The organism is Paenibacillus baimaensis, from assembly GCF_025567575.1.
In genome coordinates, this window is sequence record NZ_JAOQIO010000092.1 from 1 (window position 1) to 14058 (window position 14058).

Annotated in this window: 14 protein-coding genes and 2 pseudogenes; 5 read left to right on the forward strand and 11 right to left on the reverse strand. The window is 40.7% G+C overall.

Translation table 11 applies throughout. The annotated features are described in order from the left end of the window. Window positions 1-361 precede the first annotated feature (361 nt). The 4 genes from OB236_RS23485 to OB236_RS23500 form a co-directional block, all read right to left on the reverse strand. Window positions 362-832, reverse strand: coding sequence for a GNAT family N-acetyltransferase (locus tag OB236_RS23485; protein WP_262686161.1), 471 nt, complete (start codon window positions 830-832; stop codon window positions 362-364). Window positions 833-1018: 186 nt separating this feature from the next. Then, a complete protein-coding gene (locus tag OB236_RS23490) occupies window positions 1019-1420 on the reverse strand; it encodes a hypothetical protein (RefSeq protein WP_262686162.1) in 402 nt (133 codons plus the stop codon). Between the two features lie 202 nt (window positions 1421-1622). Beyond that, window positions 1623-2186, reverse strand: coding sequence for a hypothetical protein (locus OB236_RS23495; protein WP_262686163.1), 564 nt, complete (start codon window positions 2184-2186; stop codon window positions 1623-1625). A gap of 358 nt (window positions 2187-2544) precedes the next feature. Continuing rightward, on the reverse strand, window positions 2545-3192 hold the full coding sequence (locus tag OB236_RS23500; protein ID WP_262686164.1) for an HAD family hydrolase: 648 nt from the start codon (window positions 3190-3192) through the stop codon (window positions 2545-2547). 622 nt (window positions 3193-3814) lie between these two features. On the opposite strand from OB236_RS23500, the gene OB236_RS23505 reads away from it, so the two are divergent. Together OB236_RS23505 and OB236_RS23510 are read left to right on the forward strand one after the other, a co-directional pair. Further along, window positions 3815-4843, forward strand: coding sequence for a serine hydrolase domain-containing protein (locus tag OB236_RS23505; RefSeq protein WP_262686165.1), 1029 nt, complete (start codon window positions 3815-3817; stop codon window positions 4841-4843). Window positions 4844-5444: 601 nt separating this feature from the next. After that, on the forward strand, window positions 5445-6050 hold the full coding sequence (locus tag OB236_RS23510) for a hypothetical protein (RefSeq protein WP_262686166.1): 606 nt from the start codon (window positions 5445-5447) through the stop codon (window positions 6048-6050). 320 nt (window positions 6051-6370) lie between these two features. Here the strand turns inward: OB236_RS23510 and OB236_RS23515 are convergent, their stop codons facing one another. Continuing rightward, window positions 6371-6592, reverse strand: a complete 222-nt coding sequence (locus OB236_RS23515) for a hypothetical protein (RefSeq protein WP_262686167.1) — start codon at window positions 6590-6592, stop codon at window positions 6371-6373. A gap of 253 nt (window positions 6593-6845) precedes the next feature. Then, window positions 6846-7274: an SRPBCC family protein gene (locus OB236_RS23520; RefSeq protein ID WP_262686168.1), complete on the reverse strand. Its 429-nt coding sequence runs from the start codon at window positions 7272-7274 to the stop codon at window positions 6846-6848. Between the two features lie 50 nt (window positions 7275-7324). Between OB236_RS23520 and OB236_RS40340 the strand changes: the two are divergent. Beyond that, window positions 7325-7526, forward strand: a pseudogene (locus tag OB236_RS40340) (transposase); the annotation flags it as partial. Between the two features lie 135 nt (window positions 7527-7661). Here the strand turns inward: OB236_RS40340 and OB236_RS23525 are convergent. Together OB236_RS23525 and OB236_RS23530 are read right to left on the reverse strand one after the other, a co-directional pair. Continuing rightward, window positions 7662-8927, reverse strand: a complete 1266-nt coding sequence (locus OB236_RS23525; RefSeq protein ID WP_262686169.1) for a DUF418 domain-containing protein — start codon at window positions 8925-8927, stop codon at window positions 7662-7664. A gap of 248 nt (window positions 8928-9175) precedes the next feature. Next, window positions 9176-9772, reverse strand: coding sequence for a TetR/AcrR family transcriptional regulator (locus OB236_RS23530; protein ID WP_262686170.1), 597 nt, complete (start codon window positions 9770-9772; stop codon window positions 9176-9178). A gap of 128 nt (window positions 9773-9900) precedes the next feature. Between OB236_RS23530 and OB236_RS23535 the strand changes: the two genes are divergently transcribed. Both OB236_RS23535 and OB236_RS23540 read left to right on the forward strand, forming a co-directional pair. Next, window positions 9901-10167, forward strand: a complete 267-nt coding sequence (locus tag OB236_RS23535) for a DDE-type integrase/transposase/recombinase (protein ID WP_408638512.1) — start codon at window positions 9901-9903, stop codon at window positions 10165-10167. Window positions 10168-10652: 485 nt separating this feature from the next. Then, window positions 10653-11872: pseudogene (locus tag OB236_RS23540) on the forward strand (IS110 family RNA-guided transposase). 432 nt (window positions 11873-12304) lie between these two features. On the opposite strand, the gene OB236_RS23545 reads toward OB236_RS23540, so the two are convergent. The 3 genes from OB236_RS23545 to OB236_RS23555 all read right to left on the reverse strand — a co-directional run bounded on the left by OB236_RS23545 (window position 12305) and on the right by OB236_RS23555 (window position 13903). Then, window positions 12305-12742, reverse strand: coding sequence for a GNAT family N-acetyltransferase (locus tag OB236_RS23545; protein ID WP_262686171.1), 438 nt, complete (start codon window positions 12740-12742; stop codon window positions 12305-12307). 505 nt (window positions 12743-13247) lie between these two features. Beyond that, a complete protein-coding gene (locus OB236_RS23550) occupies window positions 13248-13601 on the reverse strand; it encodes a hypothetical protein (protein ID WP_262686172.1) in 354 nt (117 codons plus the stop codon). A 98-nt stretch (window positions 13602-13699) separates the two neighbouring features. Next, window positions 13700-13903 (reverse strand): hypothetical protein, encoded by a 204-nt coding sequence (locus OB236_RS23555; RefSeq protein WP_262686173.1) that lies wholly within the window; start codon window positions 13901-13903, stop codon window positions 13700-13702. Window positions 13904-14058: the final 155 nt, after the last annotated feature.

Below are 14058 nucleotides of genomic sequence, written 5' to 3' on the forward strand. Positions count from 1 at the left end.
CCTGTGGATCTTCATAAACCATGGGCTTTTCTTTTTCAATACACCTTCTTGTTTGACGCTTACGATAGATCGGAATCTCTTTCTTTTGGTAGTGGTGAGCAATCCATTTCAGCAATTTGAAGTGCAGTTACATCATTAATCTCTTGTATAATTATTTCACCCATATCCTCAGCTCACCCATCTCTTCTCAGCTCTTCTAAACTTAGCAAGGTACATCCAATAATAACATATTTTTGCATTAAACTACCCGTTACTTTAACTAACAAAAAGGCCAACCAGATTGTTCTGGCTGACCTAATAATACGAAAGAGGAACTGCCGCGAAGCAAGCCCCTCAACTATAGTTCTTCGTTAGCTTAATCTTAAAGTTTCTTTTCCATATGTATACCAGCAATAAATTCCCCAGACGGTTTGACTCTTACAGAAATATCGAATGGCTTAAATCCATACTTTTTATAAAACAAAATTCCCCTTGTATTAGTATTATGACATACAAGTTTGAGTTTCTTTACCTTCAAATTTTGTTTCGCAATTGACTCCATTGTATCAATTAGAAATTGAGACACACCTTTTCCTCGATAATCCGAGGACACAATAACATTGCCAAGCCAGCAAGACTCGCAGTCATTATCATAAAAATTGGCATAAGAAACAACAATATGATCGCATAGAATAACTGTGGGTTCCAATCTATTTTTAACTGCTTCCACAATTTGTTCTGGTGTTAAAGGGTATACCGCCTTGGGGAACATAAAATATAATTCTTCTTCGTTTTGCGGCAAAGAGCAAATTGCATCAAGATCATTCTCTTGTAACGGTCGATGACTAAACATATTATCCCCCCCTGCTTTTTACATCCCCTTCGGAGCTGAACTATCGTTATCCATTAGTTTAATCTTGAGACGTTATGTTAATAGTTCTGTTTAATTACAGTTACTCTCATGATTTTCTTAACAGTTATACTTAATCCACTAAAAAGTGGTAGCAATAGTACGGTCAAATTGTTTTTTACTAATACACTAGAGTAGTTCATAATCCATACATTTTTCATATTTATCTAATTCAATAAATACTTGTTCTGATGATTCACTATCTTTGATCTGAATCATTGAATAAGGATTATAGCCTACATCACTAATTAAACAATAACATTTCAATAGCTCACATAGTTTCCCAAGTATACGAACATCATTCTCAGGTATTAACTGATGGTCCCTTAAGTATATTTCTATTCGTAAAGGGAATTCCGCCTTACATGTATATGTCAGGCAAAGCAGCTTAACGTCCTCTGGAATAGTCTGGCTCCATGTACTGTCCGTAAAAAATATTTGGTTTTCTTCTATGTTAAATACACTTTTTAGTCCTAGCAATAATTCCTGGCTTGTAACCATACGATTCAAAAATAAATCTTGCCACATCAATTGTAGTTCCTCCCTTACTTACAGAAATACTTGCCGTGCTTCATCACTCGTTTTCTTTATATGGAATATTTTAACACAATTGAGTTGTTCGTTGAACCCATCATTACCACGCTAACCTGCCCGTTAGCGGAGCGAAGGGCTGCTATGAGTAGCAGCCCTTCTGGTACGGAACTATAGTAGCCCGTTAGCAGGGAAATACATTTCAATTCTGTTCATATATGTGGTTTTCATAATCCTCTAACCAAACCTTTTCTATCCAAGCACCTCTGTTGTTTTGTGAAATATAGCCACAAGATTTTTTGGGGCTAAGCAGATTCATTATTTGGGGTCCATATTTAATAATATTATCTGTCATTATTTCGAGTTGATCAGTAATTTCTTTAGTATCTTCAGCATCTGTATCTCCGTAATAAATAGATTCAAAAGTCATTTCCAAACGAGCTCGAGAATAATTAATAGGGGTATATTTTACCGCAAAAAGATCCTTTTCAGTGAATTTTATAATTGAAAAGCGAAAGGGATAATCAACAGCATCCTTAAGATATACGTTCTTAGTAGTTAACGTTACATGATCTCTAAGGAATGCATGTCTAATACAAAAAATAATATCTGTCGCTTGTTCTCCTCGGAATGAACTTCTTAATAATGCTGCAACCATTGTCCCTTTTGTAATAAACAAACTTTGCCCTTTAGGGAAATATCCGTGCGCTTGAAGCGTATTAATTACGATCTCCTCGTATAAAAGATTAAAATTAGCAGCATTCAAAATGATCACCTATTTTATTTAGTTTATGGAGTATATCTCCACAAATATTATCACATAGTTTTCATTATATTTTCCATATTTTTATTGTTTGTCTAAATATCATTATCTAAGTAGCCTGTCCACGGTAATCTGCCCGGTAGCTAAATCATTCTACCATTAAAGACTCTAATTCATGAAGAACATCCTCTATTGTTCGGTGATAATAAAGACCGGAACCCTTTAACTAATAAGGAATTCCGGTCATTTTAGTTGCCAAAATATCAATAATAAGTTTTAGACTCAATATCAGATTGAAGTGTTGCTTAAGTTTAATCTTAATAATAAAGTTGTAGACTACTCCATTAAGCTATCGTATCCTTTAGTTTAATAATAATGTCACTATCTGACTTGGTGAATCGAATAAGTATGTTGGATTTAATGGAAATAGCCTTTCTTTCTTGCCTTCACCCCATAGAGCGGCAATGCTAGTCATATTTGCAGCGTGGGTTGCCTGTATATCAGTCGGTTGGTCGCCAACATAAAAACAATCACTTGGTTTCAAATTAAGTTTTTCTGCCAGCTGTAGTAAAGGAATTGGACTTGGTTTAAAATCAAGGCAATCTTCTTTAGACAAAATTACCTCAAAGAAAGACATTAGTCCGGTATTTTGTAATTCTTTTTCTGCATTTTGCTTTAATTTCGCCGTAACAATACCCAATTTAAATCCATTTCCTTTAAGACTCTGAAGCATTTCACGAATACCACTATATTCTTTAATATTATGATTGTATTTTTTATAGTATCCCAATGTCTCCTCTATGATTCTTTCGGTTTCTAACAGTGATAAGAAAGGAAAGAGCTCTTTTAGAGCCTTAAATGGTTTTCCAAGTAAGTATAGTTTTTCGTGTTCATCCAAGTCTCGATTCAAAATTTTTCGAATCCCATAATTATACGCTTCCATTCCAAGCCCTTCGCTGTTTATTAAGGTCCCATCCAAGTCAAATAAAACACCGGTATAGCTTCTCATCTCGCTCATCTCCATTTCTCATCATAACTCCGCTCTGCTATTTCCAATGATATCCTTTATTCTAAACAACCACAATATCTGTTTATTAAACTGCCATTGGTAGCGTAAATCTGCCCGTTACTTCAACGAACAAAGCAGACTGCCACGGCAGTCTGCTCAACTTAACTCTCCCTTTAGCGTAACGAAATTAACCCGTTAGGTGAATGCCTGATTCACTTCCCCGAAATTCCTCGGGCAGACCGAGGTCCGCCAGGACCGTAGCGTGGATACGGTTTTAGGCGAAGTACTTGTCTTCTATGAAATACTAGCAAGTAGTTTATTTGAAAATAAATAGGATATTGTTCAGACTAAAGTCCAGTAGTTAAACTAGACTTATGCCTATTAGTGGAAAGCCCCTCGTTCTGTACAATAAAAACATCAAGTACCTACCGAGGAGATGAATTTTACAATGAAAAAATTAATAACCCATTCTATTATTGCAGCCGCGTTAGCAGCAGGAACTTTCGGGGGCTACATCCCTAGCGCCACCGCAGCCCCACAAGAAGAAAGTACGGGTTCCCAGACGTCTACACTATCCGCCCCATTCGTTCTGGCCCCCCTAGACCTTCAAGCCCTGCGCGAAGTGATCTCCGGATTACCTAACTCCAAAGCTACGGCCGCCTTGGTTTATGTTGGTACGCCAACAGATAGCTGGCTGGGGGCAAGCGGGGTTGCCGACATCGGAACGAAGGCGCCGGCACGAGCAGATGGAAGGTTCCGAATTGGTAGTCTCACCAAGGTATTCACAGCTACGGCAGTACTCCAACTCGTCGCTGAACACAAGGTGGACCTTAACCAGACGATCCAACACTATCTGCCAGACCTGCTGCCTGCCGATATTCCACCGGTTACCGTAGGCCAATTGCTTAATCACACCAGCGGACTTCCAAGCCCCGTCCTATCCGAGGGTGTGATGGATGCGGATATGCAGTTCCTGAACTGGACGCCGGAGCAATATGTTGAATTAGCCTTCCATCAACCCATTGAATTCGAGCCTGGCACCCAACAACACTACGTGAATATCAATTACTTCCTTGCCGGCCTGCTGATCGAGAAGCTGACTGGAAATCCATACGAGGTGGAAATCCAATCTCGCATTGTGCAACCATTAAACTTACTAGATACATACCTACCCGGGAGCGATACTAGAATCGTAGGCACGCATGCTCATGGATACCAGGCAGTAGATCATGAAGGAAAGACCGAGTTGGTAGATGTGACGGAAGGCAACCAGTCTTTCACTTGGGCCGCAGGCCAAATCATATCTACCACCTCAGATCTGAACACCTTTATGACCGCTCTGTTCGGCGGTAAGCTGCTGCCCTCTGATGTACTCGAGAACATGTTTACCGTCCCCGAAGTCCCTACTTGGAACAAAGACGGCAAAGATGTCGGTCGGGCCACATTAAGCATGGGCATGATAAGAACCACGATCAAAGGTATCACCTTCTGGGGGAAAACCGGTGCAAGACCCGGTTATGGCAACGGCATGTTCGCCACTCGCGACCTGCAGCGCCGTCTCGTCTACTCCATTAATTCTACCGATGCCAAGGGAGCCGGCGAGAATCAGCTGGGCAATAAAATCGGGATGATTGCCTTTGGTTTAAAATAAGCGGCTCCACCCAGAATACAGACCATAGCCCATTCGACAGGGATTACTCCAAGATTTATTTCCAAATCAGCACAAAAAGCGCGCCCTCTACAAAGTTCATAAAGAGGGTGCGCTTTTCGCGTTTTTAAATTTCGGAGCTTCCATTCCCATGGCCGCCCACTACTCCTTGGGAGGTCTTAAAGCATTTGCAATATGACTGCCTCTTCCTGGATAGGTTCATTATCGACATCCATTATATAATAAATGGGGGGTACTATTTCCATATGATTTGCATTAAACTGCCAGTTAGCACAACGCGGCTGCCGATCTATGCCAGCAGCCGCATCTTAGTTATTTATTGAGCTATAGTATCCCGTTAGCGGAAAAAAGCCGCCGATCGAATCCTAGGTAGCCTCGTGGTATAAATATTTGAGCTATCGTCAATCTGTTTGTCGAAAGTTTGGCCCTTGTAATGCAAACAGGTAAGAAGTGATTAACACGTTGTGTTCCATATTCTTCTCGTCAACGAACGGAACCGAAACAATTAAAAAACTAGACAATAAGGAGGAAGGATGGTTAGATAAATAGAGATATAAAATTCGATCTAGGAGTCTGCAAAATAATGAGTAAATTAGTAAAATTACCGAAAGCTGCTGTCTTTGGTGCTGCAAATGGTGTGATGTTCATGACTTTTTTTGGGGCACTTTGGGCTTCCATTGGTATTATTGGTTCACATGGACTTGGAGCTCCTTGGTCACTTGTTCTTTCAGGTATTGTGACATTAATCTTACTTAGCGGAGCGATATCACTTTTTGGTAAAGCTCGTAACATGAACCATGTTGCTACACCAGAAGAGAGAGAACAATGGAGAAAAATAAATCGAAAATTTGGTTTGATCTTTGGTCTGGAAGGTCTTGCTATCTTTATCGCAAGTGTGATTTGCAACATGATTAATAATTTTGAAGTCTTTTTTCCTATCATGGCAATCATAGTCGGTATTCATTTTTTTCCTTTAGCTCGATTGTTTCGAGAAAATTTTTATTATGGCTCAGGTGTAATGCTCTGTATTTTAGGCGTTATTACTTTCTTTTTACCAATGAATGCTACTGTTAACAATGTAACTCTGATTGGGACGTCTACTTTTATCGGATTTGGTTCTGCTCTGACGCTATGGGTGACAGGTCTGAGAATCTGGACTGCTATGCTTAAACAATTGAAACAAAAATAAAAAGAGCGATGATTGAACTGACTTGAACTGCACCCCCAATTGTGATCACACAACAATTGAAGGTGCAGTTTATTTTTTATGATCAAGTATTATTTAAAACAATTAAAGGCTGAGTGCGAGTGAACGAGTTCATCATGAATAAGCCCATTCTGTGATGCATTGTTGCAAATGTGCAATTGAGCAGCTTCTTCATCCTCATCTTTGTTCAACTATGCTGTCCGTTACCGTATCAAGGCCGAAGCTTTGTGCAGATAGCCTTGTTCTGGTTGTTTATTTGGTTACTGTGAGTTTAACAAGAGGTCGTTGTCTTAGAAGGTTCTTTACAGCTTGCCTTGTTTTATCCAAGTCCAAATCCGATAAGAGCCGAACAGTACAATAAACAACAACAAAATAAGGGTAATAACCCACATAACAAGCCGATTAATATCGTTTAACCCTTCTGTATTAGCAAACACAAATACAGAAAGACCCAAGAAAAAAATATACATTAAGACATTTGGAATAATCCAAGTAATCCTTAGTCCCATTTTGGTTTTAATCATACTGCAGCCTCCTTTGTCGTTAGTCGATACCTTTATACGTTTACATATACTGGGGGGTTGCGTTGTACTGCCCTTAGCAGAACGAGGCTGCCGATCCATGCCGGCAGCCTCGTTCTTGTTGAGCTATAGTTCTTCGTTAGCTGAACGAAAGGTTGTAAAGATTGGGGCTGACTCTTCGTACTTATTCAACACTTCCTAAATTTATTGTCGGGATCATGTTTTTAGTCTACCCATCCATGTTTCCAGTGGTGTTCTAAAACTTTCTTTTATGATACGGAAGACCCTCGCCTTCTTCACAATACTGTTTAAGACTGTACAAAAAAATAGCCCAGTTATAATTACATAAACGAAAAAAGGCGGTCACTTCCTCCCAATTCATCTGACGAAAAATGATTGAAGTTCTCCCGTTTTTTTCCTCCATATCAAAAGAAATAGTCGTACCTATCCATTCTGGATCTGAATCTACACACTGCCACAAAATCTTTTTATCGGTAACAAGCTCATCAACTCGCATCTTTGTTAAGCCTTTGCCACCGAATAGGAACTCATTTATACAATCGATCTGATCATTAACTATTAGTTCATTTGTCCATATTTCTGAAAGTCCTTTTGCAGTGGTTAAAGCTTCATATACCGTTGAAGCTGGAACATTCACAGTCTGTAAGTGTTCGATATTTGCCATAGTGCTCATTCCCCTTTAAGGATTTAATTTATAAAATTATATAACTGTAGCGTATGTACTCTTCTCGTCAAATCGCCAAAGTGTACGCGAAAATATCATGTTCATGTGGATCGCGGGTAGACAACGCTCGGATTTCCACACCATCAACCGGTTTTGCTCTGAGCGTAAGAAGGAGGTGCTGGAGACGTTTTTACCGCCGTTCTTCAATTTTTGGTGGACGAAAATTACGTACAGCTAGCTTCATTCGCATTGGTATGAGCTGTACCGATTCCTTTCAACTTGCCACTGTTGATTAGTTTTGCCTCTGACCACATACATGAAATGCTGCCATAGTATTAGCCGAACGACGCTGAAGATCGACCGACGAAAGCGTCTAAAAATATTTTTTCAGCGGGTATCCTTTTTTACGTCACTAGACGATACGGTTCTCCGCCCGTAGATTAGTCTCCGAAGCAAGATTTCCGCCCAACCCCGTATTCCGTAATGATCCATGATATATGCGCCTATTAAGCTTACGATCCACGCGATGGCGGCTGCTACAGCCGCAATAAAAGTCAGACGCTCGAAGCGTGCTCCGAGATTAAGAGCGAACGGTGATATGATGATCAGCCATACGATAGATTGAAAAAGATAGCCGCTTAACGATCGTTGGCCAAGTGCAGTAATAGCACGTACGATTCGGTTTTCGGACCTTGTCGGCGCCTTGGACATTGCATATGCAATCAATCCGAAAATGGAAACGTATCCGACTCCGCCGAATACGCCGGTCGTTTCGTGCAGCATTTTGATCAAAGAAGCCGTTCCAGCATCGGAATGCAGAACACCTATATTAAGTAGCCCCATCGGTAGACCGGCAATTGCAGCTACAACGATACCGATGGTGGAACACCAAACCAGAAGCCATAGGTGGTTCGCAGGGTGTTCCAAAATCCGCTTACGTGCGGTCCAAGCCCCTAGCCAGATAATGATAAAAGATGACGCCATATAAACAGTATGTATCGGCCATTCGCCTAGTCTGGCCGATAAGGAGGCAGGGTAAGACGGTGACAAGGCTGAGGGAAATGGGCTCGTGACGATCGACGAAGTTTCAGCAGATCCGTTGGTGAAACCACTAACAATCCATATTCCTATGACCAGACAATAGATGACCAGGAACCCCAAATACCAAAACACCAATCGGTAGATGCGGTTACTACGATTCAGCAACAGGAGGGTGAATACTAGACCTGCTACGCCGTATGCGCCAAGAACGTCACCCGAATATAGCAATATGCCATGAACCAGACCGAATATAAGAAGCCAAAAATTTCTACGCAGCAATAGATTCCGCACTTCATTTGAGGTTTTTCCCGCCGCCTGTTGACGCAAGGCTAGTTGAATCATCCCATACCCGAACATGAAGGCGAACATGGGGTACGTACGTGCATGTATGAACATAAAAGAGAACAGATTGTATATTCGCTCCGATCCTTGCGGCGTTAGCTCAACGCCGGGAGCGGAAGCAAAGAAAAATCCGGCACAATTCGCCAAAGCGATAAACAGCAGCATCACTCCTCTGGCTAAATCCGGCGCAAGCGCTCGATCCGCTTTTAGGACAGGACCTATTGCAGTGCTTTTTATCTGTAACATTTGATCGGACTCTTGTGCTAACATGGTTCAATCCCCTTTCGGTGAGATCCTTAATTATTTATTTTAATGAATGAATATTTACTCAATAAAAAGACAGGTCTAGGTCATTAATTTGGATATCTAGTGGGACCGGTTCCCGCGGCGGCGGTAAGCGATTTCGTTATCGCATCTCTCATCGCCGGATCCATATGCCCCCCCTCCCCATCCGCCAGATTCCGGCAACCTTCGGAAACTCAACGCCGTTTGCATTCAAAGTTTTTCGCTTTGTCGGTTCAGGACTCCTTGATCAAATAAGCAGTCAGCATTTCCGAACTCGGGCATACAAATCGATCAATCAATGAAAGTTTCATCATGGCTAAGCCTTGTAACGTCGAGAAGAATAACAGGGTCATTTGGTACGGATCACCGGGTTTTAAATCACCCCTTGACTGACCTCTTCTAATTAAATTTGTCATCTGATCGAACAATACGGAGTTGTACGATTCCACCATTTCTTGTTCCAAATCCCCCAACATTAAGGAATGAGTGATTAATACCAAATACTGCGCAGATTCATCACTCTTGTTCATTTCATGCATCAACCCGTCGGATAGTTGTTTCAAAATGGCGGAAGGACAATCATCGGAATTCAGCAACGATTCCAATGCCTTCCCTGCATGTATTGCCGTATTTACTAAATCATTGAATAGATCCTCTTTCGACTTGTAATGCCGATACATTAATCCCGTACTGATGCCGGCTGAGGTAGCAATCTCTTGGATACTTGTCCCATTCAAACCTTTGTGTGAGAACAATTGTAAACCAGCTGATCGAATTTTGTTTTTCGTTTTGGAGCGTATTTGCTCATACTGTTCCTTTGTTCTTGGCATGCAGTCACCTCATTTTTTAATGAATGAAATATTATTCATTATAAATATAAAATAATACATTTGCAATCATTTTTTACCAACCAACGAAATAGCATCGCGTAGGATTCAAAGGAAATACGATTGATTTCATGTTGTCTGAAAATCGAGATGCTAACGCGGCCAGACAATTCTTCAAGAAGGTGATGATTTCACCACACAAGCAATCGCCGTGCGTAATCACTGTCGATAAAAATCCAGCATATCCCATCGCAGTTCAGCTACGACAACAGAAATATCTGAACAATATTATTGAACAAGATCATCGATTCATAAAAAAAGGCATTAAATCAATGCTGGGATTCAAATCTTTAAGTACTATAGAAAAACAATTGGCGGTATCGAAGCCATTCATATAATAAAGAAAGGAAAGGTCGAATGCACTCATTCGTCTGTTCTTTCTGCAGTAGAATTAATCACAAAATGTTTGGTTTGACAGCATAGTCAAGCCATAACATCGTAGATATCTTTGATACATTTTTATTGTTGCGCCAGAACCCAAAACATTACCTACTAAGCACCAGATGTTCGGTGAAAATAAAGTATGTTAACGCGGTTTTTGAATTGAAGAATCGTCAGCTTTTGAAAAATAAGTTTTAGACGCCCATGCCGCTAACGCGGCACCATCAGATGATGAAAATGGACGTTTACGATATAATTGACTTACGGCTGGCGAAGGAGGTCGGCAGTCAATGGTGCCTCGAGCCCGAGTTTTAGACTGACCTCAACGACCAGGTGCACCACAGAATGTTGCTCCATTTCGGAAGCACGCAGGATAGAATAACCATATGCGGTTATTGCACCAGCCCCTTCAATTTGACATGCCGTAAGGAGAGTGTCTTGGATGGACGTCGTTTACAGTCATGTATGCGGGCTTGACGTTCACAAAAAGAACATCGTTGCCTGCGCCATCACACCGAAAGGCAAAGAAATCCGTACGTTTGAAACCATGACCGATGATTTGGTCCTTCTCGCCGATTGGATCAAAGCAGAGGTTGCTCTCACGCTGCCATGGAAAGCACAGGAGTCTACTGGAAGCCCATTTACAATCTACTAGAGCTCGAAGGCATTGAAGCTCTAGTGGTGAACGCCCAGCACATCAAGAATGTTCCTGGACGTAAGACGGATGTGAAAGATGCGGAATGGATTGCCGGTTTGCTGCGCCATGGCCTTTTGAAAGGCAGTTACATCCCTAAACGAGAACAATGTGAATTAAGGGAATTGATCCGGTACCGCCGAAGCCTTATTGAAGAGCGTGCGCGAGAAGTAAGCCGCGTTCAAAAAGTGCTGGAAGCGGCCAATATCAAGCTCTCGTCCGTTGCCAGCAATGTGCTGGGAAAGTCGGGACGCGCCATGATTGAAGCGATGATTGCTGGCGAAACGGATCCCAGCACCTTGTCTGAACTGGCGAAACGAAAGCTGAAAAGCAAGAAAGCGGATTTAAAACGTGCATTGAACGGCTTGATGGGTCCTCATCAGAAACTCATGCTGGGTGCCCAACTACGGCACATCGATTATTTAGATGAAGAAATGAGTAGGCTGGATGAAGAGATCAAGAAGCGCATGCTCCCTTTTGAGGAAGACTTGGAACTCTTTGACACCATTCCCGGTGTGGGAAGACGGACGGCAGAAACGATCGCGGCCGAAATTGGTCTGGATATGAATCAATACCCATCTGCCGCCCACTTGTGCTCTTGGGCAGGACTGTGTCCGGGTCAGAATGAAAGCGCTGGAAAACGAATCTCGGGAAAAACACGCAAAGGGAATAAAAAGCTGCGGAGTACGCTCGTCGAAGCTGCAAAAGCTGCAGCTCGAACGAAGGGCACTTATCTATCCAGTCAATATCATCGAATTGCAGCACGCCGCGGAGCTAACCGTGCTACGGTTGCCATAGAGCACAGCATTTTGTCTATGACCTACTATATCCTCAAACGAAAGCAACCTTATATGGAGTTGGGTCCCACTTACTATGAGGAAAGAAAACGTGACGTGATCATCAAGCAATCTATACGAAAGCTTGAGTCTTTAGGCGTCTCAGTAACGGTTGATACTGCCGTTTCCTAATTTTTTTGGAGCATTTTAGTTAAATCCTCTATCGGCAGCCCCGGCCATTTCGCTCAGGTTTGAGGGTCACTTTCCTATTGTCATTTTAAGATCTTTCGTTGAAGGATATTTTCAGGATAGACTGATCCATTAAAATAAGCAGCGGTGGACCAAGACTTGAAAAATAAAGGCTTAGACTGCCGCTGTTGTCATTCAACTAACGTACCCGTTAGTTTAACAACTTTTGCATTAATTGTTATAGGTTCAGCATAACAAGCGCACAATTAACTAGCCATAAAGGCTATCAAAACAGTCGCTTGGCAGGAAACTTCCCTGCACCCTTTTTTTGAAATTATAGTCTGGCAAATTTCTCGTTCAGCTAATTCTCATAACCGTGGATAGTGAATAAATCTAAGACTTGGTAGAGAGTGCTTATTAGAGGAAGTTCTAGCATCAAATATTTATTGACATATAGTTCTTTCCATCAACAAAACCAAGACTTTCATACATCGGTTTAGCCATATCAGACGAATGTAGCAGGATTTTTCTAATTCCTTGTGTCTTAAAATCGTCTATTGCTTCACTAACAAGTTTGGATACTATACCTTGACGACGGTAATTTGGGATTGTGAAAACATTAGTCATGTATGCAACTAATCCAGAAGGATTTTCAAATCGTGGTGCAAATCGACATAAGCAAAAACATACTGTTGATACAACTACTCCGTCATCATCAGCAACCCATACAACGAGTGACTTGTCTGATAAAGAGGAATCAAAGTAGTTTCTAAATGTTTCATCCATACTACTGTTGTCCTCATGACATAGCAATATCTTACGAAATTTAATTAACTGCGGTATATCGGTTGTAATAGCTTTTCGAAACAGCACGATTGACTTCCTTCCTGTTCAAAATATAAATTTTCAAATATTAACTACTAGCTGAATTATTATACAGAAAATAAAATTTATCCACTAGACAAATCTTGTTGAAGAACAACATAATCTTTAATGTGTTCCCACAGTCGAGGTCTATTACCACAGAAACGGTAATGCAATCTTGTATAACTTTATTTCTGTATTTATAACATCTAATATAAACAAAGTATGTTTATAAAAGTGCCTAAATCTAAGGATTTCTACATAGTTTATCGTTGTAGCAACACTATCGTCTCCACATGTGTCGAATTCATAAAACTCAAGCACCCACTATAATGTCTAACATCGATACTTCAACATTCAACTCTAATTTCAGCTTTACCACTATTTGTGATACGGTTCACCGTGCTTAATCTTGAACTATCCTGCCCGTTTTGTTGAGCAAGGTGCATAGCAATGCAGAATAAGCGATGGATCGGTTCCATCGCCACGCTTTAGTACCTGTTAGTTTAACCATCTATCCGTAAATATCGAGTCCAATAACACTATTATCTTTTTTATCAACTACAAGAATAATGGATCGTGAGAATACACTAAAGGTTCGGAGCGTTATAGAATCTCTTAATTTATCTTCTAAAATCCATCCTGTTGGGGAAAAAAAGACTGATCCAGTATCAGCAAAAAAAGTGTTCTGAAAGAAGATCTCTAACTTTTCCGTTTCCTGTGTAATCAAGGGACTAATAGCTTCATTACGAACAGAATAATACTTTATGTCCCTCTTACCAGTAGCAAGATTAAGATTATTGTTTCGGTATAAATCTGTTACAACTGGATAAATTCCCTTATTAAGCTTTTCTTGAATGATTTTCATTGATTGTGGTTTTAACCCCCTAACGTTGATACTTCGCAAAACACCATTTATATAGATTTCTTTTACATCTGTATAATGAGGTGCTATCTCAGTGACTATTAGGTTTTTACAACTTCATTAGGAGTCGGTAGTTGTGACAAAGCATTATCTCCGATAATTACAGAGTATGCTGAAAATAATTGACAGACTTCATTCATATCGTGAGAATCGGACTGTGAATCCATTCTTGTAATTTTTAATGCCCCATTCAAACTATCTTCAATTGTGTGCGGTTTTTCAATCTCGACTAACCATTCAAACATTTTATTTCACCTTCTCAATCCCATTACTTTTTTAGCCAATACCATACTTTAACATAAAAATGGAATCGGCATCCAGTCACTTCCAAACTAACCTGCCCGTTAGCACAATGCGGCTGCCGATCTATGCCAGCAGCCGCGTCTTAGTTGTTTATTGA